The 23,174-nt window shown below is 62.9% G+C and carries 23 protein-coding genes; 9 read left to right on the plus strand and 14 right to left on the minus strand.

Features of this window, described 5'->3' with window-relative positions:
• Positions 1-550: 550 nt before the first annotated feature.
• The 12 genes from B5G28_RS14775 to B5G28_RS02170 form a co-directional block, all read right to left on the minus strand.
• Entirely contained in the window at positions 551-1,123 is a 573-nt protein-coding gene (locus B5G28_RS14775; protein WP_087245984.1) for a hypothetical protein, read from the minus strand.
• 544 nt (positions 1,124-1,667) lie between these two features.
• Positions 1,668-2,639 carry a transcriptional regulator gene (locus B5G28_RS02125; RefSeq protein ID WP_087245986.1) on the minus strand — a complete coding sequence of 324 codons (972 nt, stop codon included), beginning with the start codon at positions 2,637-2,639 and terminating at the stop codon, positions 1,668-1,670.
• A gap of 22 nt (positions 2,640-2,661) precedes the next feature.
• Positions 2,662-3,525, minus strand: a complete 864-nt coding sequence (locus B5G28_RS02130; protein ID WP_087245987.1) for a prephenate dehydrogenase — start codon at positions 3,523-3,525, stop codon at positions 2,662-2,664.
• Positions 3,518-4,786: a 3-phosphoshikimate 1-carboxyvinyltransferase gene (aroA, locus tag B5G28_RS02135; protein ID WP_242967438.1), complete on the minus strand. Its 1,269-nt coding sequence runs from the start codon at positions 4,784-4,786 to the stop codon at positions 3,518-3,520. Before aroA ends, B5G28_RS02130 begins: the two co-directional genes overlap by 8 nt.
• 3 nt (positions 4,787-4,789) lie before the next feature.
• Entirely contained in the window at positions 4,790-5,806 is a 1,017-nt protein-coding gene (gene aroF, locus B5G28_RS02140) for a 3-deoxy-7-phosphoheptulonate synthase (RefSeq protein ID WP_087245989.1), read from the minus strand.
• A gap of 124 nt (positions 5,807-5,930) precedes the next feature.
• Positions 5,931-7,190, minus strand: coding sequence for a shikimate kinase (locus tag B5G28_RS02145; RefSeq protein WP_087245991.1), 1,260 nt, complete (start codon positions 7,188-7,190; stop codon positions 5,931-5,933).
• A gap of 1 nt (position 7,191) precedes the next feature.
• The gene (gene aroC / locus B5G28_RS02150) at positions 7,192-8,337 is read right to left on the minus strand and encodes a chorismate synthase (RefSeq protein WP_087245993.1); all 1,146 of its coding nucleotides are present in this window, start codon (positions 8,335-8,337) and stop codon (positions 7,192-7,194) included.
• 3 nt (positions 8,338-8,340) lie between these two features.
• Positions 8,341-9,387 (minus strand): 3-dehydroquinate synthase family protein, encoded by a 1,047-nt coding sequence (locus B5G28_RS02155; protein ID WP_087245995.1) that lies wholly within the window; start codon positions 9,385-9,387, stop codon positions 8,341-8,343.
• Positions 9,384-10,454 carry a bifunctional chorismate mutase/prephenate dehydratase gene (locus B5G28_RS02160; protein WP_087245997.1) on the minus strand — a complete coding sequence of 357 codons (1,071 nt, stop codon included), beginning with the start codon at positions 10,452-10,454 and terminating at the stop codon, positions 9,384-9,386. Before B5G28_RS02160 ends, B5G28_RS02155 begins: the two co-directional genes overlap by 4 nt.
• 189 nt (positions 10,455-10,643) lie before the next feature.
• Positions 10,644-10,817 (minus strand): hypothetical protein, encoded by a 174-nt coding sequence (locus B5G28_RS14635; RefSeq protein ID WP_158099573.1) that lies wholly within the window; start codon positions 10,815-10,817, stop codon positions 10,644-10,646.
• Positions 10,814-11,563: a hypothetical protein gene (locus B5G28_RS02165; RefSeq protein ID WP_087245999.1), complete on the minus strand. Its 750-nt coding sequence runs from the start codon at positions 11,561-11,563 to the stop codon at positions 10,814-10,816. The genes B5G28_RS14635 and B5G28_RS02165 overlap by 4 nt, the downstream gene beginning before the upstream one ends.
• A 31-nt stretch (positions 11,564-11,594) precedes the next feature.
• Complete coding sequence (locus tag B5G28_RS02170; RefSeq protein WP_242967439.1) at positions 11,595-12,353, minus strand: lysophospholipid acyltransferase family protein; 759 nt, start codon at positions 12,351-12,353, stop codon at positions 11,595-11,597.
• 221 nt (positions 12,354-12,574) lie between these two features.
• Here B5G28_RS02170 and B5G28_RS02175 point away from each other — a divergent pair, with 221 nt between their 5' ends.
• The 5 genes from B5G28_RS02175 to B5G28_RS02195 all read left to right on the plus strand — a co-directional run bounded on the left by B5G28_RS02175 (position 12,575) and on the right by B5G28_RS02195 (position 17,914).
• Positions 12,575-13,435 carry a DUF624 domain-containing protein gene (locus B5G28_RS02175; protein WP_087246002.1) on the plus strand — a complete coding sequence of 287 codons (861 nt, stop codon included), beginning with the start codon at positions 12,575-12,577 and terminating at the stop codon, positions 13,433-13,435.
• A gap of 25 nt (positions 13,436-13,460) precedes the next feature.
• Complete coding sequence (locus B5G28_RS02180; protein WP_087246004.1) at positions 13,461-14,786, plus strand: hypothetical protein; 1,326 nt, start codon at positions 13,461-13,463, stop codon at positions 14,784-14,786.
• Between the two features lie 217 nt (positions 14,787-15,003).
• Positions 15,004-15,609 carry a cytidylate kinase-like family protein gene (locus B5G28_RS02185; protein WP_087246006.1) on the plus strand — a complete coding sequence of 202 codons (606 nt, stop codon included), beginning with the start codon at positions 15,004-15,006 and terminating at the stop codon, positions 15,607-15,609.
• Positions 15,610-15,744: 135 nt separating this feature from the next.
• On the plus strand, positions 15,745-16,437 hold the full coding sequence (locus tag B5G28_RS02190; RefSeq protein ID WP_087246007.1) for a DUF308 domain-containing protein: 693 nt from the start codon (positions 15,745-15,747) through the stop codon (positions 16,435-16,437).
• 52 nt (positions 16,438-16,489) lie between these two features.
• Entirely contained in the window at positions 16,490-17,914 is a 1,425-nt protein-coding gene (locus B5G28_RS02195; protein WP_087246009.1) for an FAD-dependent protein, read from the plus strand.
• A gap of 209 nt (positions 17,915-18,123) precedes the next feature.
• Here the strand turns inward: B5G28_RS02195 and B5G28_RS02200 are convergent, their stop codons facing one another.
• Positions 18,124-18,600, minus strand: a complete 477-nt coding sequence (locus B5G28_RS02200) for a peptidylprolyl isomerase (RefSeq protein ID WP_087246011.1) — start codon at positions 18,598-18,600, stop codon at positions 18,124-18,126.
• A gap of 354 nt (positions 18,601-18,954) precedes the next feature.
• On the opposite strand from B5G28_RS02200, the gene B5G28_RS02205 reads away from it, so the two are divergent.
• From B5G28_RS02205 to B5G28_RS02220, 4 genes are all read left to right on the plus strand, one after another.
• The gene (locus B5G28_RS02205; protein ID WP_087246013.1) at positions 18,955-19,281 is read left to right on the plus strand and encodes a metalloregulator ArsR/SmtB family transcription factor; all 327 of its coding nucleotides are present in this window, start codon (positions 18,955-18,957) and stop codon (positions 19,279-19,281) included.
• A gap of 123 nt (positions 19,282-19,404) precedes the next feature.
• Positions 19,405-20,406: a permease gene (locus B5G28_RS02210; RefSeq protein WP_087246015.1), complete on the plus strand. Its 1,002-nt coding sequence runs from the start codon at positions 19,405-19,407 to the stop codon at positions 20,404-20,406.
• 18 nt (positions 20,407-20,424) lie between these two features.
• Positions 20,425-20,748, plus strand: coding sequence for a thioredoxin family protein (locus B5G28_RS02215; RefSeq protein WP_087246017.1), 324 nt, complete (start codon positions 20,425-20,427; stop codon positions 20,746-20,748).
• Positions 20,749-20,753: 5 nt separating this feature from the next.
• Positions 20,754-21,161: an arsenate reductase ArsC gene (locus tag B5G28_RS02220; protein WP_087246139.1), complete on the plus strand. Its 408-nt coding sequence runs from the start codon at positions 20,754-20,756 to the stop codon at positions 21,159-21,161.
• Positions 21,162-21,235: 74 nt separating this feature from the next.
• On the opposite strand, the gene B5G28_RS02225 is transcribed toward B5G28_RS02220, so the two are convergent.
• Complete coding sequence (locus B5G28_RS02225) at positions 21,236-22,936, minus strand: ABC transporter ATP-binding protein (RefSeq protein ID WP_087246019.1); 1,701 nt, start codon at positions 22,934-22,936, stop codon at positions 21,236-21,238.
• Positions 22,937-23,174: the final 238 nt, after the last annotated feature.

Raw genomic sequence — 23,174 nt, forward strand, 5'->3', positions numbered from 1 at the left:
GTCTCCGGCAGTTCCGCGGGGCCTTTACGCTTAGGCTCGCTCCCGGCGTTTGGGGCTGTGCCCCGGTACGATGCAAACTACCTCATAGCCTGATTTTCTGACCCGCAGAAAAGCTCTATAAAATCACAAATCCCCGCTCCTGCAAAAGGAGCGGGGATTTTTATTTCCCCCAGCCCTGCGTGCTTTCCTCTTGCGCTTAGCCAATTTTCCTAGCGGGCGGCAACGCGCCCTTGTGAAAATTGGAGCGCTGCGCCAAACACAGCTCCCTGTTTCGTCCGCTGGACGCGGTCGCTGTGTTTGCCCCACAACAAACAATGCGAGGGCCAGCTCGTGAGAGCCGGCCCTCGCAGAGGGACCCTATCTTTCGTGACGCAAAAGTTCTTTTGTTTTGGTGCGATCAACAACAGAAGGAATATTGGTTAGACATTCCCCTTTGTCGCCACATCGGATGGGTTATTACCCGGGTCGTCAGGCGGTCTCTCACCTGTCAGCCCCTTACATCAAATACAGTATGGTGCTCTGTATTTGTTATAAGTAATAGAATAGCTTCTTACTGATCCACAGCAGAGGTAGTGGTGCAGGTAATGGTCACCACAACATAGCGGTTGACATTGCCATTGATGGTCTCGCTCTTAACCATTGCAACAGTGCCTTCATTGTTAAAGCTATACTTAATGCCGCCATTCTTGGCCTCGCTCTGCAGGCTTGCAAAATCAATCTTGCTGGCAACACTCTTCATCAGAGCTTCGTCGGTCATGCTGCTCTGATCCTTCAGAACGTAAACATAGGTACGCTCAGTGGTATTATACTCATACAGAGCAACAACGCTCTTCACCGAGCTAACATTCAGAGCATCGGTAACAACAGTCTTGACGTCCTTAACCTCTGCATCGCTGCCATATGCAGCCAGTGCCTTTTCGACAGCCTTCTCTGCATCGTTGCTGTAAGTAAAGTCAGCCTTAACTTCGTTGTCAGCCTGAGCGTCGTTCAGAACAGTAGCAATCGAGGTATCAACAGGCTCGGTGGGCTCAGAAGAAGAGCCACCTTTGCTATCACAAGCGGTCAGCATGCTGACGGCCAGAATGCCGGCCAGTGCCAGAGAAACAATCTTCTTGAGTTTCATAATGAATTTTTCCTCCTTGATGGTGTAAAAAGATAGAGACCCAAAACAGGTTCAAAGGAAGGTCCTTTCCTTTGTGTGCCTATAATACCATACCCCCCCCGGTGTCAAGACCCGATTTCAAGATTTTCCATTTTTGCTTAATTTTATATAGTTTGGGAAGGTCCATCTTGGATACAAGCCGTTTTGAGGACGGGAGGGGCGGAGGAGATTTCCCCGGTTTTGGTCTCTGATTCAAAAATTTGGGGCGGTGAACGGGCAAAAATCCATGTCATCCCGAGCGGCAGAAAAACGGCCAAAACCAAATCAAAACTGCACTTGAAAATAAAAATCCCCGCCCCAAATGGAGCGAGGGTTTTGCCTTTGATCAATTTTGGGGATATACCGGTGCAGAACGCCGCTGAAACTTGGGATAAACAGGCCATGTCGGGGTTTGCATCGCACCGGGGCGCAGCCCGGGAACCTCATAAAGCGGCTGAAACCTTGTCGCTGGCAGGGCCTTGTGAGGACCACAGCAGTCAGCGGTACCAGGTGAAAAGCTTTTTGCCTACTTTTTCTCGAAAAAGTAGGTGGAGGAGAGGGTGCGGCCCAGGGCGGCCAGGCGGGCCTGGACTTCGGCGGGGGCCACGATGGTGACCTTGCCCTCAAAACCGCAGACCCAGCCCAGGAAAGGCCCGCTGACGCAGACTGGGGTGGTGAAATGGAAAAATCCGTCCGCTTCGTCGATGTAAATGACGTCCCGGCCAAACCGGTCGATCATGGTCTCCCGGAGATCCGGCGCGCACCGGATGGTCACCCGGTATTCCGGGCCCCCATACATATTAAAGTGCTTTTTCAAATACACCGGCAGGCTGAACTGATCGTAGAGGGCTTTGCCGCAGCAGGGCTGATCCTGCAGAACCTTCACATGGCTCATCCGGTCCACCCGGTAATGCCGGATCCCCGCCGGCTGGCTGTAATCCTGGTAGGCGATCAGATAATAGCTGCCGCCGTCCCAGGCCATCTGCCAGGGACTGACGGTGTGGTCCTTGCCGTTGGCATAGTGAAAGGATACCTGCCGTCCGGTGTTAATGGCCTCGTGAAGGGCGTCGATGGTGTAGAGGACCTGGGGATTCTGGCTGCGAGGCCGCCCCGCCACATACACCTGACGCTGCAGCTGGGCCGCCTCATGGTGGGAGGCCAGCTGTTCCAGCTTGCTGATGAGGGCGCCGGTCTTTTCCTGGGGAATGAACCGGCAGCTCTGAACTGCGTCCACCAGCAGCTTGAGCTCGGCCAGCTCAAAGGCCCGGTGGGCCAGCCAGTATCCGCCGCCCCGGCCCCGCTGCAGGACAATGTCGTAGCCGATCTCCCGCAGGGCGTCGATGTCGGTGTAGATGCTCTTGCGCTCACAGGGAATCCCCTGGGCCTCCAGCATCTGGGCCAGCTGCGGCACCGTCAGACGATGGTTTTCGTCGGTTTCTGTCTCAAAAATGCGCGCGAGGGCAAGCAGCTTGTGCTTCTGCTTTTCCTGTCTGGCCACGGGCGGACCCTCCTTTCCAGGTTCAGCCGGGTGTCTTTTTGTCGAACATGGCCCGCCGCCGGGTGGACAGCCGGAACATTTCCTCCAGCCCTTCCCGGTCCCCGGCCGCCAGCGCGGCCCGCATCTGGGCCAGCGCCGCGTCAAACTGGTCGATCTCTGCAATCAGGTTGTCCTTGTTCCACAAAAACAGCTCCGACCACATGGTCTCGTTGATTTTGGCGATGCGGGTCAGATCCCGGAAGGAATCGCCCGTATACTCGCACAGGGCGGTGTTGTCGTTGGCGCACATCAGGCTCACCGCAATGGCATGGCACAGCTGGCTGACATAGCCGATCATCCGGTCGTGCTCCTCCACCGTCAGGGTGGAAATGTGCTCAAACCCCAGAACCTGGGCCAGCTCGGTGGCCCAGACAATGGCTTTGGGGGTGTTCCGGGCGGTGGGGGTGATGATGAAGTTGGCCGGGGCAAAGTTCACCTCGGCGGCGTGCTCCACGCTGGAGGTCTCCCGGCCCGCCATGGGATGGCTGGCAATAAACTCCACCCCCGGCGGGCACATATCCTGAATCCGGTCCACCAGCCCGGTCTTGACGCCCGACACATCGGTGAAGATGCAGCCGGGCTTGATGAGATGCCCGTAGGTCTTGAACCACTCCAGCAAAGTGGTGGGGTACAGGCCAAAAATGATGTGGTCGGCCCCCGACACCAGGTCCTCGAAGTCCCGGGTCTTGCCGCTGCGGATGTACCCCTTGTCCAGGGCATACTGCAAATGCTTTTCGCTGCGGTTGATGCCATCCACCACAAAGCCGGCCCGGGTCAGCTCCAGAGCATATTTGCCCCCCAGCAGGCCCAGACCCACCACGAGATAGCGTTTGGATCGGTCAAGCATGGTATTCCACCTCCACACCCAGCTGCCGCACGGCGGCAAAGAAATCGGGCCAGCTTTTGCGGACCGCATCGGCCCCCTCGATGACGGCGGGCAGTCCCGCCGCCGCAGCCAGCACCGTCAGGCTCATGACCACCCGGTGGTCATTGTGGCCGTCCAGAGGTTCCTGCGGGGCATGGAGGGCACTCTCCCAAATCGTGATGGTGCCCCCCTCGCTCTCGATCTTGCCGCCGAACTTCCGCAATTCCTGCTCCATGGCCGCAATCCGGTCGCTCTCCTTGAGCCGGAGGCGGCCGGCGTTGCGGATAACGGTTTTCCCTCCGCAAAACAGGCCCAGAACCATCAGGATGGGCCCCAGGTCGGGGCAGTCGGCCAGGTCAATCTCCACCCCGTGCAGGGGACGTTTGACAAAGCGGACCCCGTCCGCTGCCGGATGAATCTCTGCGCCGCAGTCCCGGAGGATCTCCCGGATGACGGCGTCCCCCTGGAGGGTGTCGGGGTCCAGGCCGGTGACGGTCACGTCCCCGGCCAGAGCTCCCAGCACCGCCGGAAAGGCCGCCTGGCTCCAGTCGCCCTCAATGGCGGCATCCCGGGCGGTATAGCGCTGGTTTCCCGGCACCAGCAGGGTGTTTTGATCCAGCCAGCGGCTTTCCACCCCAAAGGCGGCCTGGGCCGCCCGGGTCATCTGGATGTAGCTGCGGCTTTCCACCGGCGGGCGCAGGCAGAGGGTGCTGTCCCCCGCCAGCAGGGGCAGAGCAAACAGCAGGCCGCTGACAAACTGGCTGGACACATCCCCCGCCAGCTCAAACCGGCCGGCCTGCAGGGGGCCTGCCACCGTCAGGGCATCCCCCGCCGGTTCAAAGCGGAGGCCCTGCCGGGCAAACAGCTCCTGATAGACGCTCTGGGGGCGCTGCATCAGACGGCCCCGGCCGGTGAAGGTCACCGGCGCTCCGGTGAGGGCCGCCATCGGAATCAAAAAGCGGAGGGTGCTGCCGCTCTCGCAGCAGTCCACCGGGCCCGCCGCCGGGCGCGGAAAACCCACGCCGGTGATGCGGGCCTGATGGTCCCCCGGCTCCACCGCCGCCCCAAAGGCGGCTGCGGCGGCCAGGGTAGCGTCAATGTCCTGGCTGTGGGCCAGGTTGGACAGGCGGGAGGTTCCTTCCGCCAGAGCCGCACAGAGCACCGCCCGGTGGGCCATGCTCTTGCTGGGCGGGGCAGCCAGGACCCCGGCCGGAGCCGGCCCCGGCCTGATCTGGGCCCGCACCCCTTACATATCCCGGCCGATGGCCCAGGCAACCTGGCGGCACTTGGCCATGGCCTGGGCAAAGGCATCGGGAGTCAGGCACTGGGCGCCGTCGCTCCAGGCGTGGCGGGGGTCATAGTGGACCTCCACCTCCAGGCCGTCGGCACCGGCGGCCACCGCCGCGATCATCATGGGCTCCACCAGGTTGGCCTTGCCGGTGGCGTGGCTGGGGTCCACCACCACAGGCAGGTGGGTCTTTTCGTGGATGATGGGCACAGCCGACAGGTCCAGGGTGTTGCGGGTGTACTTCTCAAAGGTGCGGATGCCGCGCTCGCAGAGGATGACGTTCTCATTGCCGCCGGCCATGATATACTCGGCGCTCATGATCCACTCCTCGATGGTGTTGCACAGGCCCCGCTTGAGCAGAACCGGCTTGTGCATCTTGCCCACTGCCTTCAGCAGCTGGAAGTTCTGCATATTCCGGGCGCCGATCTGGACCACATCCACGTATTCCTCAAACTCGGGGATCCGGTCCTCGCTCATCAGCTCGGAGACGATGGGCAGGCCGGTGGCCTCCCGGGCCTTCACCATGTCCAGAATGCCCTCGGTCTCCAGGCCCTGGAAGGCATAGGGAGAGGTGCGGGGCTTATAGGCGCCGCCGCGGAACAGGGTGGCACCGCCTGCCTTGACGCCGGCGGCGATCCGCTTGGCCTGCTCCTCGCTCTCAATGCTGCAGGGACCGGCCATGACGGCGATCTTCTCATGGCCGCCAATCTTGATGCCGCCGCAGTCGATGACCGAGTCGGCGGGGTGGAACAGGCGATTGGCCCGCTTATAGGGGGCCGACACGCGGGTGACGTTATCCACCCAGGGGTTGGCCAGAATATCCCGCTCGTCCAGCTTGGTGGTGTCGCCCACCAGGCCAAAGACGTTGTAGTCGGTACCGGTGATGAGGGTCACCGACAGGCCCTGTTTCTCGAACTTGTCGACAATCTTGTCCAGTTCTTCCTGGGGAGTGCCTTTTTTGGTGGAAATAATCATGGGGAATCGTTCCTTTCTTTGTCATATTCATCGCTTCCCGGCGGCGGCTGGGGCGCTTCCCTCTCAGCCTCGTCTACTTTCCCACTGAATCCGTCTGCCCGGTCCAGCGCCGCAGAGGAAGGATTTATCCAAACAGGTTGTCCAGAGCGGCCAGAGCCCGGCTCACCGCCTGCTCCACCGTGCCGTCATTCCGGACAACGGCGTCCGCTGCCGCCTCATAGAGGGGCCGGCGCTGGGCTTCCATGGTCCGCAGGGCCTCGGGGCTGGAGGACAGGGGTCGTCCGCCCCCCACCGTCAACGCCTCCAGCGGCCGGTCAATGAACAGAATCACGCCGTTCTGGCGCAGGGCCCGGACGTTTTCCGCCCGCTTGACGGCTCCGCCGCCGCAGGAAATCAGCAGGCGGCTCTCTTTGCCAAAGCGGGCGGCCTGTTCAGCTTCCAGGGCCCGGAATCCCTCCTCGCCCTGAGCCTCAAAGATCTCCGGGATGCTGCACCCCGCCGCCCGGACGATTTCCTCGTCCAGGTCCACAAAGGTACGGCCCAGCTTCCGGGCCAGAGCCCGGCCCAGGGTGGTCTTGCCGCAGGAGGGCATACCCACCAGGGAAATATTCAGAATTTCCGCCCGCAGGTCCGCCGAACCCCGGCGGATTTCCCCGGCGCGGTCGGCAAAGGGGGTGTCCAGGAAATATTCCGCGGCGTACACCGCCTGGGCCACCAGCATTTCCAGGCCGCAGGCGGTCACCGGGACCCCGGCCTCCTCCGCCCGGAGCAGCAGCTCGGTGCGGGCCGGGTTATACACCACGTCCACCACCGCTTCCAGGCCGGTCATGGCGGCCACGTCCAGCGGGCAGACTCCCACGTCGGGGTACATCCCCGCCGGGGTGGTGTTGATGACAATTTGTGCCCCCGACCGGACCGCTTCCTCATAGGACAGCTCTCCTTTGGCCGGGTCGGGATGGCGGCTCACCGTCAGGACCCGGGCCGCGCCCTGGTCCCTGGCCACGGCGGCGGCGGTGTTGTGGGTGCCGCCGGTGCCCAGAATCAGCACCGTCCGTCCCTGAAACTCCACCCCGCGGCTGCTGCACAGCCAGGCAAAGCCCATATAGTCGGTGTTGTAGCCGTACAGTTTGCCGTCCTGGTGGACCACCGTATTCACCGCCCCGATGGCGGCGGCACGGGGGTCGATCTGGTCGCAGTATTCCATCACCAGCCGCTTGTAGGGGATGGTGACGTTGATGGCCCGGAACGGCCGGGCTTCCAGAAAGGCCCGGGCCTCGGCCTCGGTGGGCAGGGGATGCAGCTCATATTTGTAGCCGCACAGCCGCTCATGGATGATCTTGGAGTAGGAGTGGCCCAGCTTGGAGCCGATCAGACCGTATTCCATCTCAGCAGCCCTCCTCAGCCCGGAAATCCTCCGGCCGCACCATCCAGATTTCCCCATAGCGGGCGGTCATCAGGTCCCCGATGGCCACCGCGGCGGCGCAGGTCTGCACCACCGCCGCCCGGGGCACAATACAGGGGTCGTGGCGGCCCTTGATGGACAGCAGGGCGTTTTCCCCTGCGGTATAATCCACGGTGTGCTGTTCTTTATAGATGCTGGGGGTGGGCTTGACCACGGTGCGGAACACCACCGGCATTCCGTTGGTCAGACCGCCGTTGATCCCGGCGTTGCGGTTGGTCTCGGTGACCACACGGCCCGATTCCATCCGCAGAGGGTCGTTGGCCTGGCTGCCCCGCAGGGCCGCAAAGCCGAAGCCCTCGCCGAATTCAATCCCCTTGACGGCGGGCACCGAAAAGGCCAGATGGGCCAGCTGGCTCTCCACGCTGTCGAAAAAGGGTTCGCCCACCCCGGCGGGCAGGCCCAGAATGGCGGTTTCCAGAATGCCGCCCACGCTGTCCCCCTCGGCGCCGGCGGCCCGGATGGCCGCCTGCATGGGAGCTTCCGCCGCCGGGTCCAGCAGGGCAAAGCCTGCGCCCCGCCCGGCCAGGGCATCGGCCTGCGCGGCCAGAGCCTCCGGGTGGTCCCGGTCAAAGGGGGTGTCGCTGATGTCGGCGCACTGGGCAATGTGGGTCACAATCCGGACCCCGGCCCGTTCCAGGGCCCCCAGGATGATTCCGCCGCCCGCCACCAGACCGGCGGTGATCCGGCCCGAGAAGTGGCCGCCGCCCCGGGCATCCTGAAAGCCCCGATACCGGGCGTAGGCGGTATAATCCGCGTGGCCGGGCCGGAGCAGGGCCGCGGTGGCGGCATAGTCGCCGCTGCGGGTGTTCTGATTTTCAATCATCAGGGTGATGGGGGTGCCGGTGGTGTGGCCCTGCACCACGCCGGACAGGATGCGGACGGCGTCCGCCTCCACCCGGGCGGTGGACAGGCCATCTCCCCGGGCCCGGCGCTTATCCATCAGGGCAGCCAGGGCGGCCTCGTCCACCGGAACCCCGGCGGCCATGCCGTCCAGCACCGCCCCCACGGCGGCGCCGTGGCTCTCCCCGAAAATGGTCAGGCTCAGGCTGGAGCCAAAGGTGTTTTTCATCCCTTATTCCTCCAGACCCAGCAGGGCGCGCAGGCCCTCCACCGGGATGCTCTCGGCCCGCCAGCAGCCCAGACCCGGCACCTTGATGACGGTGATCTGGCCGCCCTGGGCCTTCTTGTCGTGGAGCATTTCGGCGTAGACTTTTTCCTTGTCAAAGCCGGCGCGGGTGGGCAGGCCCAGACGCCGGTACACCGCCCGGGTCCGCTTGCGCAGGGCGTTGCTCTCGATCATGGGCAGCATGCCCAGAGCCACGCATTCCCCGTGGTACAGGCCGGTGGTCCGGCGGCCCTTGATGCCCTTCACCGCCTCGATGCCGTGGCCGATGGTATGGCCGAAATTCAGGGCCCGGCGGGCGCCCCGCTCGGTCTCGTCCTGCTCCACGATGCCCTTCTTGAATTTCAGGCTGCGGTAGATGATGGTATCGATATCGGCGTCGATGTCGCCGTTTTCAAAGATGCCGAACAGCTCGGGATCGGCCAGCAGGCCGGCCTTCACAGCCTCGGCCAGGCCGTTGATGTAGTGGCGGCGGGGCAGGGTGGACAGGGTATCGGCGTCCACAATCACCAGCTTGGGCTGCCAGAAGGCGCCCACAATGTTCTTGGTGTCCCCCAGGTCCACGGCGGTCTTGCCGCCGATGGAGGAATCAATCATGGACAGGGTGGTGGTGGGGCAGTTGATGAAGTCGATGCCCCGCATATAGATGGCCGCCGCAAAGCCGGCCAGGTCGCCCACCACGCCGCCGCCCACGGCGATCACCAGGTCCCCGCGGCCCATCCCAAAGGCCAGCATCTGGTTCAGGACCGATTCCAGGGTTTTCATGCTCTTGCTGGCCTCGCCCTGGGGCACCGTGATGATGACCGACTCGCGGCACTGGTCGGCCACCTGCCGGGCATAGATCTCCGGCACGCCGCTGTCGGTGACCACCGCCACCCGGCGGTTGAGGTTGGCGAACTGATAGAGGTTCTGCAGGGCACCCCGGCGCAGAATGATCTCATAGCTGCGGGAGCCCAGGTTCATGGTCAGTTTGGTGCCGAGAAACGCTTCACTCATTTTGTATACACTCCTAACATGCGTACGGTCCGGCAGGTGCTGTCGAGGTCCCGCAGCAGGGCTTCACTCTCGGCCCCGGCGGGATCGCCCACCAGCTCGGCGTAAAAATAATATTCAAAGGGCATGCGGGGCATGGGCCGGCTCTTGATGGACTCCATATTGAAGCCCGAAGCGCCGATCTTCTGGATCACCGCCGCCAGCTTGCCAGGCTTGTTGTCCACCGTGAACAGCAGGGAAAACCGGTTGCCCCGGGTGGGTTTTTCCCGGCTGATGACAATAAAGCGGGTGGTGTTGTCTCCGTCGGTGTTGATGTCGGGCACCAGCACCTCCAGGCCGTAGAGGTCGGCGGTCTCCCGGCTGGCGATGGCCGCCAGGGTCCGGTCGCCGCTCTCGGCCACGTATTTCGCGGCCATGGCGGTGTTGGCCACGGCGGTGCAGGGGAGCCGCATCTGTTTCAGGAAGGTCTCGCTCTGGGAGATGGCCTGCTGATGGCTGTAGACGTGCCGGATCTCGGGCAGGGTCACCCCCGGCAGCACCAGCAGGTTCTGCCGCACCGGCAGGTCGTACACCTGCACCACCCACAGTTCCGGGTGGTTGTAGCACAAATCCAGCACCGCCGACACGTCCCCGGCATGGCTGTTCTCAAAGGGCACTACGCCATAGGCGGCGTCTCCCTCCGAAACCCGGCTGAACACCTCGTCCCAGGTGGGGCAGCTCACTGCTTCGGCGTGGGGGAACAGGTTTTTCAGGGCGATGTGGGCAAAAGCCCCTTCCACCCCCTGATAGGCCACCCGGTTCTGCCCCAGCAGCAGCGCCTCATACTGGCGGGCCACCGCCATCCGGTTCCGGACATGATCCAGATAATAAGGCCGCAGGGCCGGGTCCTCAATCCGCTGGGCCGACCGCTCCAGCACCTGTTCCTCCCGGGCGGGGTCATGGATGGGCAGGCCGTGTTCCTTTTTATATTGGGCCACCTGCACCACCGCCCGCATCCGCCGCTCAAACAGCGCCGCCAGCTGTGCGTCCACTTCGTCGATTTCCCGCCGGGCCTGTTCCAGCTGATCCATCGCGGATCACTCCCTTTCAAATCAAATTTTTTCAAATGTCATCTGATTTCTTGTCACCATCAGTATACCATAAACGGGACCGGCGCACAATCGCGGGAGAATCAGTTTTCAGGCCTCTTTTCGGGTCAAAATACGGAAAAATCCACAAGAAAAAATGTCCTGTGCGCAGTCTGCGCACAGGACATTTAGTCACCTTTTGGGTTTGTGCCGGGGCATCAGCTCCGCAAAGGAGCGGGCCCGGGTATAGCAGGGGCTGTAGGGGTTGTCCAGGTCGGCGGGGCGGGGCGGGGGACAGGCGGCCGTCCCGGGCCGCGCCGCCGGCTTTTTCCACCGGCGCACCACCCGCAGCCGGGCCCCTTTCACGGCTCCTCCGCCGCCGTCGAGACGGCTCCGGCGGTCAGCTGCTCCCACATGGGTTCCCCGGGAGCGATGCTCTCCGCCGAGGCGCTGTTCCACGCGCCACGGAAGCCCACATAGAAGGAGCTCATATATTCCTGGCTGTCGCCGGTGTTGGACTGGGTGGCGTCGGGGCCGTAGCTGCCCAGGTCCAGGCCGGTGAGAACCGGGCAGTCGGTCCAGCGATAGACCATATTCCACCAGTCATCGTCTGAATCTCCCTGGGGCAGGCTGCCGTCCAGGTAGCGCAGGGCGCCGGTGGACTCCTCAAAATTGGCCGGGTCGTACAGGATATAAATGGAGCTGAGAGACCCCTGCACGTCGGCGGCCAGGCGGGTGGTGCCCGCCATGGTCATATAGGCGTCGTCGTTCTCGCTGTAGTCCAGGGTGTAGACGTTCACCGTCACCACCACTTCGCCGTCCTCGTTCAGGTCCTCGCCAAAGGCCGCCAGCTCCCGCTGCAGGGCCTCCACCGTGACCTCGGGCAGGTAGTAGGGGGCCACCACCGCCACGTTGTAGTCGGGGTGGACGGTGAAGAAGTACTGTCCGATGAAGCAGTACCCCACAAACCCCACCACGATGGCGCCCAGAATCACCCATTTCAGGTTGTAGTCCCACCAGTTGTTCCACCGCTCCCTGCGGGTGTACTGGCGCTCCTTCAGGGGGCGGATATCCTCCTCTTTGATGTCGCGTTCATAGCGGTAGCTTGCCATAGGTGTTTCTCTCCCTCGCGGCGCGGCGCCGTCACAAAATGGTCTGTTCCAGCCGGCTCATGGCCGCCAGAATGTTCTGGCGCACCGCCTGGGGCAGCTGGGTCTGTTCTTCCTTCTTCATGCCGGCGGTGCGGATGGCCGGCAGAATGGTGACGCGGACGCTGCCCGGGCGGACGATGCAGCCGTGGTCCTCATACAGGGCCCGGGCCCCGCTGATGGCCACCGGCACCACCGGGGCGCCGGTCTTGATGGCGATGCGGAAGGCGCCGGCCTTGAACTCGCCTGCGCCGCCTTCCACCCCTTTATACCGGGTGCCCTCGGGGAAAATGGTGAAGCTCTCGCCGTTTTTGACCACGTCGGAGGCGTCTTTCAGGGCCTGCAGCGAACCCCGGACGTCCTCCCGCTTGACATAGACGCAGCCCAGCAGGTTCATCCAGCGGCTCAGCAGGGGAATGTTGGCCAGCTCCTCCTTGGCCAGGATGCCATGGGGATGGTCCAGCGCCACCAGCATGATGGGGATATCAAAATAGCTGCGGTGGTTGCCCACAAAGACCACCGGGCCCGAGGCGGGGATGTTCTCCACCCCCTCCACCGTCATCTTGACGCCGGCCACCCGCAAAAGCCCCCGGCACCAGCGGGGAATGTGGTAGTTGACAATCTGGCGCACCGTCTCGCGGTCGCCGGCGGCGGCAGCCTTTTCGGCCCGGCGCAGGGTGCCGTAAAACAGCAGCATATAGCCAAACATGTACACATACATTGCGATGGTTCGCAGAATATAAAGAATCTGCAACGAGGTCCCCTCCCAGTTGGTTTGTTGTATTTTTGATGATTTCATTTGTATTGTAACACAGATTGGGGCAAAATGGGAGATCGAAACACTTTTTTTACAAAAGCGCGGGGTCCAAGGTCTTGCAAAATCCACCAAATACGGGTATTATGTAAGATGTATAAAGGAAATATGTTTCGGGGACTGGGCGTTTTGCACAGAGACCCGAGAGAGGGAACAGACAAATGGGACTTTTTCCGAGCGCAAATGACTTCAAGGACGGCCGCGGCGTAGACAAGGACACGCCCCGCAAGACCGGTCTGGGCCGTTTCTTCGAGCTGGTGGGACGGGACATGAACGGCATGTTCCTGGCCAACCTGCTGACCTGCCTGGGCTTTATCCCGGTGATCTGCCTGGTGTACATCGGCTTTCTGATGAACAGCCTGCCGGTGATGGTGGTGAGCGCCGTGGTGGGCGGCGTGCTGGCCGGCCCGGTGCTGGCGGGCATGTACGACACCGTCCTGCGGGCTCTGCGGGATGAGCCGGGCTACTGGTGGACCACCTACCGCCGGGCGTTCCGCCAGAACTTCAAGGCCAGCATCCTGCCCGGCATCCTCTACTGCGCGGTGGTTACCCTGCAGATTTTCATCGTCTATTTCTGCTTCAGCATGCTGGCCCAGGGGGTCAATGTGGGCACCGGCATGTGGGTGGCCGCGGTTTTGAACCTGGTGGTCTTTCACATGCTGTTCGCCTATATGTGGCCCCAGGTGGTCCTGCTGGACCAGCCTTTCCACCAGACCCTGGCCAACAGCATCCGCTGCATGCTGGCCTTCCTGCCCCATGCTCTGGCGGCATCCATCGTCCAGATTTTGTTCTGGGGCCTGGTGATCCTGTGCATGCCTCTGGGCCTGCTGCTGATGATCGTCTTTGGCTTCTGGTTCACCTGTGAGATCTGCTGCCAGATTGTCAGCGGCGATCTGGAGCGGGTGTTCCACGTGGAGGAGCAGATCCGCGCCAAGAAGGACGCCGAGCTGTCCGCCGCCCTCGCCGCCGACTATGCAGAGGACGAGGACCCTTCGTCCGACGGCAGCGGCAGCGGCGAATGAGCGCCGCAGAGAGGCAGGGCGCAGGATGGAACAGAAAAACAACCTGATTCTGCAGGGGACCGAGACCTTTTCCCGGGGCGCGCTGGACAACGTGGCCCTGGAAAACGGCTGTCTGGTGCTGGACAGCTCGGCCGGCCGGTATCTGCCCTACGGCAGCTATACCTCCCCGGAGCTGGCCATGCCGGCCTTCTGCAACCTGAACGTCAGCTGGAACGCGCTGGCCCCCGACAACACCATGCTGGAGGTCCGCTGCCGGGTGTATGCCAACGGGGACTGGACCAGCTGGATGAGCTTCGGCAAATGGGCTCCCGATTATCCCCGGCGCAGCGTTCACACCCAGAGCGAGGACGGCCTGGTCTTTCTGATGGGGGACACCGTCACGGTGGCCGCCCCCGGCGGAGCGGTGGGCATCCAGCTCCAGGTGAACCTCTCCTCCAACGACAGCAAGGTGACCCCGGCGGTCCGCCTGCTGGCTGCCGCCGTCCGGCCCCTGGCCTGGGACCGGCAGGACGGCGCTGTCTCCAACCACCGGCTCTACCTGCCGGAATACAGCCTGGAAGGCCGCGACCCCAGCTTTGGCCGGGAGATGGACCTGTCCCTGGTGATGGCGTCCCTGATGAACCGGTGGGGCGAGGATATTCTGCCCGAGGAAGTGGCCTACACCATGCTGGACGGGGCCACCACCAGCGTCCACAACGCCGCCTATGCGGTGGCGGCCGCGGCCTGCTGCGGCTATCCCAGCTGGCTGGGCTGGCTGGACCTGAAAGACCTGCGGGCCCAGATCCACGACGGCTGCTCGGTAGGCGTCGAGATGGAAACCCGCCTGGCCGGCCAGAAAGAGCCGGTGCGGGTGTGGATGGCCCTGCGGGGCTTCGGGCATGACGACGACGTCATGGCCAACTTTGTCCTGCTCAACGACCCCACCGCCGACAGCGGCAGCGTGGCCCGCACCATGTCGGTGGCGGATTTTCAGCGTTATTTCACCGGGCGGGCCATCATTCTGCGGCCCAAGCCCCGCACCATCGCCACCACCCGGCCCCGCCGCATCCGCTGCGGGCTGGAAGCCGGCGGCGACGGGGAGTGGTTCTTTACCCAAAAGGGCGGGCGGGACCTCCTGCCCGATTCCTTCAGCGGCTGGATCGCCTGCACCATCTACGACGGAGTGGCCCACGCCACCACCGCCCACAAGACCTTTCACCGGATGGAGCGGACGGCAGCGGGCGGGGTGCGGTTCCCCGCCGATCTGGCCGGCGCCGAGGGGCGCTGCTGCATCTATGCGGTGGATCAGACCGGCACCATGCGGGTAGCCGAGATGGTTCTGCCGCCCCACACGGCCGCCTCCGCCGGCTGACCGGCCGGCCAAGCGTTGAAACACAGCAGCCGGGCCCCGCGCCCGACTGTTTAACGGAAGCGCTGCTCCCATGCGGCTCTGCGGCTGCGGCAGGGCGGCGGTTCCAGGGTGAATCCAAAAAAGACTGTCCCGTCTGCCCCCGGCCCGGACTGTCCGGCCCAGAGGCAGGCGCAAAGACGCTTTCCGGGTCCGCCCCAACAAGATGGGAGGAACAATTATGGCAAAAACGATCATCACTTTGAGCCGTGAGTACTGCACGGGCGGGCGCTATATCGCACAGGACGTCGCCGACGCGCTGGGCATCAAGCTCTACGACAAAGAGCTGATCACCATGGCAGCCAAGGACTCCGGCCTGTCGGAGGAAGCTGTCGCGGCCAGCGAAAAGCGCCACACCCACAGCCTGTTGTACAGCCTGTACACCATGGGCACCGACCTGCCCCTGAGCGACCAGGTGTTCATCCTGCAGAGCCGGATCATCAAGAAGCTGGCCGATGAAGGCCCCTGCGTGATTCTGGGCCGGTGCGCCGACTACGTCCTGCGGGAGCGGACCGACGTGCTCCACGTCTTTGTCCACGCCCCGGTGGAATGGCGCCGCGTCTACGCCAAGACCAACCCCATCGTCAAGGCCACCACTGAAAAAGGCATCCGGGACGAGATCGACAAGACCGACCGTCAGCGCGCCGCCTACTACAACTACTACACCCAGAACCGCTGGGGCGACGTCCACAACTATGACCTGAGCGTCAACGCTGCCCTGGGCAAGGACGCCTGTGTCCAGATGATTCTGGCCGCAGTGGAAGCCAAGGAAAAGCAGCTGGGCTGACGCCGGAAAGCTGTCTGCACAATGGGCAGGGTGCGGGTGCATTCTGCCCATCTTTTGTGTACAGACGCGGTGTGCAAAAGACGTTCCCGCGTGGAATACTGAAAAAGGGACCCGCCCCAAAGGAGGCATCCGACTATGAAAAATCTCAAATGGAACCTGATCCTGATGAGCCTGCTGTATCTGGCTCTGGGCATCTTTCTGCTGGCCGTGCCCGGCCTGGCCCTGAACATCGTCTGCTACGCCCTGGGAGGCGTGGTGCTGGCCTGCGCCGCCGTCCAGCTGATCCGGTATTTCACCGCGGAACACAAGGTCTTTCAGAGCCAGTTCACCCTGATTTCGGGCCTGGTCTGCCTGGGCCTGGGCGGTTTTCTGATCCTGCGCAGCGACATTGTGGTGCGGATTCTGCCGGTGGTGTTCGGCCTGTTCGTTTTGTTCGACAGCCTGGGCCGGATCCAGAACGCCCTGGAACTGCGCCGCTGCGGCTATCCCAGCTGGAAATGGTTCATCCTGCTGGCCCTGCTCAGCGTGGTGCTGGGCGGCATCATGATCTTTGACCCCTTCGGCGCCATGGAAACCCTGGTCATGGGCATCGGCATCATCCTCCTCATCGAGGGCGCCTTCAACCTGGGCGGCGCCATCTATACGGCCCTGGCCATCCGCCGGTTCAACAAGCTTCATCCTGAGACCCAGTCCATGCTGGAATCGGTCACCGGCATGGACCTGAACGGCGACGGGGTGGTGGGGGGCGACTATGCCTCCACCGACACCATATCCACCGCCCGAGAGCTGGACACGGTGGACGAGAGCGCCGAAGTGAACCAGGAATAACCCCGTTTTTCTGCCGCAGACGCGGCAGTAGCATAGAAAGGGAAACACGACCATGGAAAAATACGACCTGATTATTGTGGGCGCAGGCCCTGCCGGCATCTTCACCGCAGTCGAGCTGCTGCGCCACGGCAGCAAAAAGAAGATCCTTCTGGTAGAGAAGGGCAAATCGGTGGAGCAGCGCCGCTGCCCCAAGGCCGAGCTGGGCTACTGCGTCAACTGCCGGCCCACCTGCGCCATCACCACCGGCTTTTCGGGCGCCGGCGCCTTCTCGGACGGCAAACTGAGCCTGTCCTATGAGGTGGGCGGCGACCTGCCCTCCCTCATCGGCGAAAACTTCGCCCAGCAGCTCATCGACTACACCGACAAGATTTATCTGGACTTCGGCGCAGACCCCCATGTGGAGGGCATCTACACCGGCGAGGACATCCGCGAAATCCGCAAAAACGCCATCAAGGCCGGCCTCAAGCTGGTGGACTGCCCCATCCGCCATCTGGGCACCGAAAAGGCCCATCAGCTGTACCTGGCGGTGGAAAAACACCTGCAGGCCGGCGGCGTGGAGATGCTGTTCTCCACCGAGTGTGAGAACATCCTGCTGGACGGGGACGTCTGCCGCGGCGTCCTGGTGCGGGAAAAGAACGGCGAATCCCGCCCCATCTACGCCGACACGGTGGTCATCGGCACCGGCCGCCGGGGCGCCGACTGGCTGGAAAAGCTCTGTGCGGAGCACCACATCGCCCACAAGCCCGGCACCGTGGACATCGGCGTCCGTGTGGAGTGCCGCAACGAGGTGATGGAAAAGGTCAACCGGGTGCTGTACGAGTCCAAGCTGATCGGCTACCCCCGCCCCTGGAAGAACAAGGTCCGCACCTTCTGCCAGAACCCGGGCGGCTTTGTGGCCCAGGAGAACTACGACAACGACCTGGCAGTGGTCAACGGCCACAGCTACAAGGAGAAGAAGAGCGAGAACACCAACCTGGCCATTCTGGTGTCCCACAACTTCACCGAGCCCTTCAACCAGCCCATTTCCTACGCCCAGAAGGTGGGCGAGCTGACCAACATGCTGGGCGCCGGCCACATTCTGGTCCAGCGCTACGGCGACATTCTGGACGGCAAGCGCACCTGGCCCGAGGAACTGGCCCGCAGCAACGTCCGGCCCACTCTGCCCGACGCGGTGGCCGGCGACATCACCGCCGCCATGCCCTACCGGGCCATGACCAACATCATTGAGTTCATCAAGATGCTGGACATGGTGGTGCCCGGCTTCGCCGCCTACGAGACCCTGCTGTACAGCCCTGAGCTGAAGTTCTACTCCAACAAGGTCAAGATGGACAAGAACCTGGACACCAACATTCAGGGCCTCCACTGCCTGGGCGACAGCTCGGGCTGGACCCGCGGCCTGATGATGGCCAGCGTCATGGGCGTCCTGATGGGCCGCAAGCTGGCCGAAAAGGAAGGCCTGGAGCTCCGGCCTCTATAACAGATTGTAATATAACGCTTTGTATATAGGCCTTTAATTGCTTTTCACCCCCGGAAACCCGGGGGTGTTTCTTTGTGAAACGGCCTGCGCTTCTTTCATCGTCCGGCCTCCGCCGGGAAATCCAGACAAAAACGCCCCCGTCCGGGCCGCTGGGCCTGAACGGGGGCGCTGTGTTTTTTCTGTTCCGGTTTTCCGGCCCGCAGGGAAGGTTACTCCCCGATGATGACCACGCTCTTCATCCGAACGGGGGTGGCGGGCTTATCGTTCCAGTCGGTGCGGACCGAAGCAATCCGGTCCACCACATCCATGCCGGCGGTGACGTGGCCAAAGGCTGCGTACTGGCCGTCCAGGTGGGGTGCATCCTGGTGCATGATGAAGAACTGGCTGCCGGCGCTGTTGGGGTCAGCGGCACGGGCCATGCTGACCACGCCGCGGGTGTGGCGGATGGGGTTGGCCACGCCGTTGGCCAGGAACTCGCCCTTGATCTTCCAGCCCGGGCCGCCGGTGCCGTTGCCCAGGGGGCAGCCGCCCTGAATCATAAAGCCGGGGATCACCCGGTGGAAGGTCAGGCCGTCATAAAACCCGGACTTCACCAGCTTCTCAAAGTTCTCGCAGGTGATGGGGGCGGCCTTCTTGTCCAGCTCGATGTCGATGACACCGCCGTCTTCCATAGTAATACGAACCATAGTGCTTCTCCTACTCCTTCATCGCAGGCCCCGGCGTTCAACGTCCCAGACGCCCCGGGGCACAGATACCAAAGCCCGCGTCTCCCGCCGGGAAAACCACACAGGCTTTTCCATCTCCCATCCGGCCAGGAAAAAAGGACGCGGGCATCCTATCGACATTTTACCATACTTTCGTTCTCATGGAAAGAGAGAAAAATGTAAACCCTTCATGAAATCCCTATGAACGTCCCCAAAATCCGGTCCCCGGACCGGGCCCGCAGGAAAATTTTCTTTTCCCTGTTGACAGGCCGCCGGTTTTGGGCTATACTGCATCCATCAAAACTTTTTGATATGTTGTGAGGATGGAATACGGCTATGGAAACACTGTATCAGCAGCAGGCCCGGGTGTTCAAGGCCCTGTGCGACCCCAAGCGGCTGGCCATTCTGGAACAGCTGCGCACCGGGGAAAAGTGCGCCTGCGTCCTGCAGCAGCCCCTGGACCTGACCCAGTCCGGCCTGTCCTATCACATGAAGATTCTCTGTGATTCCGGCCTGGTGGAGAGCCGTCAGGAGGGCAAGTGGACCCACTACCGGCTGAGCCGGGAAGGGCGGGAGGCCGCTCTGGACCTGCTGCGCCAGCTCACCACCCCCGACGCCGAAGCCCCAAGCTCCGGCTGCGCCTGCCGCCGGGGCAGGGAGTGAGCCGCCGGGCGTACTCAGCCCTCTGCATCTTGTCCGCACCTGCGCCATTCGATGGAATGGCGCTTGTTTCGGGGCTACACATCAAAATATTTTGATGAATTATCCGCAAAGCGAGGTATTCTTATGGGTATCGGGACATTTTTACAGGACCAGGTGTTGGGCATGAAATGGCTCAACGCCGCCATCGGCCGGGGCCTGGAGGCTCTGGGGCTGGACCTGTCCAGCCGTCTCGGGGCCAGCGTCCAGTTTTTCCTCTACGATGTGCTGAAAATCACCATTCTGCTCTGTGTGCTGATCTTCTGCATCTCCTACATCCAGAGCTATTTCCCGCCCGAGCGCAGCCGGAAGATTCTGGGCCGGTTCCACGGCATCGGCGCCAACCTCATCGCCGCCCTGCTGGGCACCGTGACCCCCTTCTGCTCCTGCTCCTCCATCCCGCTGTTCATCGGCTTCACCAGCGCCGGGCTGCCTCTAGGGGTCACCTTTTCCTTTCTGATTTCTTCCCCCATGGTGGACCTGGCCAGCCTGCTGCTTTTGATGAGCATGTTCGGGGCCAGGGTAGCGGTATTGTATGTGCTGCTGGGCCTGGCCATTGCGGTGGCCGGCGGCACCGCCATTGAGCATCTCCACATGGAGGACGACATCGAGCCCTTTGTCCGGGCGGCGCCGGGCGCCCTGATGGACGCCCCCAGCCTGACCCAGCGGGACCGCCTGCTCTATGCCCGGGGCCAGATGGTCTCCACCTGGAAAAAGGTTTTCCCCTACATTCTGGTGGGCGTGGGAATCGGCGCCTGGATTCACAACTGGATTCCGGAGGGCTGGGTGGAGGCCCTGCTGGGCAGCAGCAGTCCTCTGGGGGTTCTGCTGGCCACCGCCGCCGGCATCCCCATGTACGCCGATATTTTCGGCACCATCCCGGTGGCCGAGGCACTCTTGGCCAGGGGCGCTCAGCTGGGCACCGTCCTCTCCTTTATGATGGCGGTCACCACCCTGTCTCTGCCCTCTCTGGTTCTGCTGCGCAAGGTCGTCAAGCCCCGGCTGCTGGCCCTGTTTGTAGGAGTCTGCGCCGCCGGCATTGTAACGGCCGGCTACCTTTTCAACGCACTGTCCATTCTTTTCATCTGACACAGGAGGTAAACTTGTATGGGACTGTTTGACAAAAAGAAAGAAGCATCCGCCTGCGGCTGTTCCTGCAGCTGCCCGGCCCCTCAGGCCGACACCAACGCCCGCATTCTGGTGCTGGGCTCGGGCTGCGCCCGGTGCCACGCCCTGGAGGATACCACCCGGGCCGCTCTGGCCGACCTGGGCATGGACGAGCCGGTGGGCCACGTCACCGATTTCGCCCAGATCGCCGCCTATGGCGTTCTGTCCACCCCGGCCCTGGTGGTGGACGGGAAGGTGGCGTCCTACGGCCAGGTTCCCAGCCGGGACCAGATCAAGGCCCTGATCCAGAAAGCCAGAGGGTGATCGCCATGGAGACCAAGCCCAAAGTCGCCTTTGTCTGCGTCCACAATTCCTGCCGCAGCCAGATTGCCGAGGCCCTGGGCCGCCATCTGGCCGCCGACGTGTTCGACAGCTATTCGGCGGGCACCGAGACCAAGCCCCGGATCAATCCCGACGCCGTCCGGCTGATGAAAGAGATCTACGGCATCGACATGGAGCAGACCCAGCGCAGCAAGCTGCTGTCCGAGCTGCCCCCGGTGGATGTGGTCATCACCATGGGCTGCAACGTCCAGTGTCCGGCGCTGCCCTGCCGCCGCCGGGAAGACTGGGGCCTCGAGGACCCCACCGGCCAGAGCGACGAGGTGTTCCGGGAGGTCATCGCCCGGATTCACGCCCGCATCCTGGATCTGAAAGCCCAGCTGGAAGCCGGACTCTAATCCCCCAACCCCAAAACGCCCCTCCCAACCGGTCCTTCGCTGGGAAGGGGCGTTTTTCCGCTTTTTTGCCGGGGTCACAGGGCCGCCGGGCATTCTTCGTACAGTTTCCCGTCCTTGACCCGCACAATGCGGTTGCAGATGGACAGGGCCTGGGTGTTGTGGGTGATGGTGAGGACGGTGCGGTCCTTCAGGGCCCGGATGTTTTCCAGCACCCGGCGCTCGGTGGCCTCGTCCAGGGCGCTGGTGGCCTCATCCAGCAGCAGCACCGGCGCGCCATAGTAGATGGCCCGGGCAATGGCCAGCCGCTGGAGCTGGCCTTCCGACACGCCGGCGCCGCCCTCTCCAACGAGGGTTTCGTACCCGTTGGACAGGGTGTCCACAAAATCATCCACGCAGGCGGTCCGGCAGGCCGCCTGGATGCGCGCCTTTTCCTCCGGGGAAAAGACCGTCTGGTCATAGCGGAAGGACACCACCTGCTCGATGGTTCCCGCAATGACGCTGTGGCCCTGGGGCACATAGGCGAACAGCTGGCGGGTGGCAGGGGAGAGGGGCACCGCGCCGCCCTCCTTGTCCCGCACCGTCACCTGACCGGCCTGGACCGAATAGAGGGAGAGGAGGATTTTCAGCAGGGTGCTCTTGCCGGCCCCCGACACCCCCACAAAGCCGATGCAGTCCCCCTGATGAATATCCAGCGACACATCGTCAAGGGTGGGGTCCCCGTCGTAGCCAAAGGACAGACCCCGGATCTCGATGGTCTGCATATCCGGCGGGGGAGCGTCGGGGCGCAGGGATTCTTTGGGCAGGTCGTCCAGATCCATCAGCCGTTCGGCCGAGGTCTGGAAGGAAAACCAGGAGGACAGCTGCTGTGTCATATCGCCAAAGGGGTTCTGCACCTGGCTCACCAGCTGCAGCGCCGCCGACAGGGTGCCGTAGGACACCCGTCCATCCAGCACCCCCGCGCCAAACCACAGCAGACAGCCCAGATACCCCAGGTCGCTCAGCACCCCGTACCCGGTGTGGAGCACATTGGAAAAGCGGTTTTGCCGGTAGACCGCCTGGCGCAGGCTGTCCAGCCGGTCTTTCCATGCGGTGGTGGCGCTGTCGTAGGCCAGAAAGGTCTGGACCATCAGGGTGTTGCTGAGGGTGTCCTGCTGCACCGCCTGCACCCCGTCCGACTCCCGCCGCACCGCCCGCTGCATGGTTTTCATGGGGCGGCGAAGCACCGCCATGGCCACCCCCACCCCGGCCAGCACCAGGGCGTACACCCCCAGAAAGGCGGGCTCCCACCAATAGAGAACCAGCGCAGCGCCGCCGGCCCGGACCACAATGGACAGAAGGCCCGGCACAATGGTCAGCAGGCCCGACACAATCAGCTTGACGTCGCTGTTCAAATGGCTGTTCAGCTCGCCAATGGCATATTCTTTCAGAGAGGAATACTCGGTGCGGAGCAATCCCTCGTACAGCCGGCCCTTGATGCTGGCCTCCATCTGGAAGCTGACCCGCTGGTTCAGATGGAACAGCACGCCCCAGATGGCGGTCTGGAGGCCGAACAGTCCGGCATACAGGACAAATCCGATCATGAACTCCCGCTTCCGGCCGGCCACGGCGGCGTCCACCAGAACCCGGAATACCAGCGGAACCACCACCACATTGGCCGCGCTCCACATCCGCAGCACCGCCGTCAGGAAAACGCCGTATTTATACCGCCCGGCCCGCTGCCATACCCATTGCAGCTGCTGGCGGGTTGAATATTTGCCGTGTTTTCTCTTGCTCACCCTGGTTCCTCCTCGCCCCGCCTGTGTAAAAAAGAGGCGGTCAAACCTGTTGACTGCCTCCTGTGCTTCCTCGTTTCCTACGCCATGCCGGCCCTTTTCCGCCGGGCTGCGGGTCCCGCTTTAAAAGGCGAAAAAACACCCGTTTTCTCCCTGCAAATCCATGCATAACCAGAGATCGGTTCCGCGCCGGAAGATCCCTGCGCCGTCTGTCCGCAAATTTGACGAAAAACGCATCATT

This window comes from Faecalibacterium sp. An77, from assembly GCF_002161315.1.
In the GTDB taxonomy this organism is placed as follows: domain Bacteria; phylum Bacillota; class Clostridia; order Oscillospirales; family Ruminococcaceae; genus Faecalibacterium.

Bases quoted from the DNA above. Each gene is read 5' to 3' on its own strand.
- B5G28_RS02180 (WP_087246004.1), top strand. From the start codon at position 13,461: ATGGAACAGAAAAACAACCTGATTCTGCAGGGGACCGAGACCTTTTCC.
- aroF (WP_087245989.1), bottom strand. From the start codon at position 5,806: ATGATTATTTCCACCAAAAAAGGCACTCCCCAGGAAGAACTGGACAAG.
- B5G28_RS02200 (WP_087246011.1), bottom strand. From the start codon at position 18,600: ATGGTTCGTATTACTATGGAAGACGGCGGTGTCATCGACATCGAGCTG.
- B5G28_RS02165 (WP_087245999.1), bottom strand. From the start codon at position 11,563: ATGGCAAGCTACCGCTATGAACGCGACATCAAAGAGGAGGATATCCGC.
- aroC (WP_087245993.1), bottom strand. From the start codon at position 8,337: ATGAAAAACACCTTTGGCTCCAGCCTGAGCCTGACCATTTTCGGGGAG.
- B5G28_RS02160 (WP_087245997.1), bottom strand. From the start codon at position 10,454: ATGGATCAGCTGGAACAGGCCCGGCGGGAAATCGACGAAGTGGACGCA.
- B5G28_RS02215 (WP_087246017.1), top strand. From the start codon at position 20,425: ATGGGACTGTTTGACAAAAAGAAAGAAGCATCCGCCTGCGGCTGTTCC.
- B5G28_RS02130 (WP_087245987.1), bottom strand. From the start codon at position 3,525: ATGCTTGACCGATCCAAACGCTATCTCGTGGTGGGTCTGGGCCTGCTG.
- B5G28_RS02190 (WP_087246007.1), top strand. From the start codon at position 15,745: ATGAAAAATCTCAAATGGAACCTGATCCTGATGAGCCTGCTGTATCTG.
- B5G28_RS02155 (WP_087245995.1), bottom strand. From the start codon at position 9,387: ATGAGTGAAGCGTTTCTCGGCACCAAACTGACCATGAACCTGGGCTCC.
- B5G28_RS02210 (WP_087246015.1), top strand. From the start codon at position 19,405: ATGGGTATCGGGACATTTTTACAGGACCAGGTGTTGGGCATGAAATGG.
- B5G28_RS02195 (WP_087246009.1), top strand. From the start codon at position 16,490: ATGGAAAAATACGACCTGATTATTGTGGGCGCAGGCCCTGCCGGCATC.
- B5G28_RS02145 (WP_087245991.1), bottom strand. From the start codon at position 7,190: ATGGAATACGGTCTGATCGGCTCCAAGCTGGGCCACTCCTACTCCAAG.
- B5G28_RS02205 (WP_087246013.1), top strand. From the start codon at position 18,955: ATGGAAACACTGTATCAGCAGCAGGCCCGGGTGTTCAAGGCCCTGTGC.
- B5G28_RS02175 (WP_087246002.1), top strand. From the start codon at position 12,575: ATGGGACTTTTTCCGAGCGCAAATGACTTCAAGGACGGCCGCGGCGTA.
- B5G28_RS02185 (WP_087246006.1), top strand. From the start codon at position 15,004: ATGGCAAAAACGATCATCACTTTGAGCCGTGAGTACTGCACGGGCGGG.
- B5G28_RS14775 (WP_087245984.1), bottom strand. From the start codon at position 1,123: ATGAAACTCAAGAAGATTGTTTCTCTGGCACTGGCCGGCATTCTGGCC.
- B5G28_RS02220 (WP_087246139.1), top strand. From the start codon at position 20,754: ATGGAGACCAAGCCCAAAGTCGCCTTTGTCTGCGTCCACAATTCCTGC.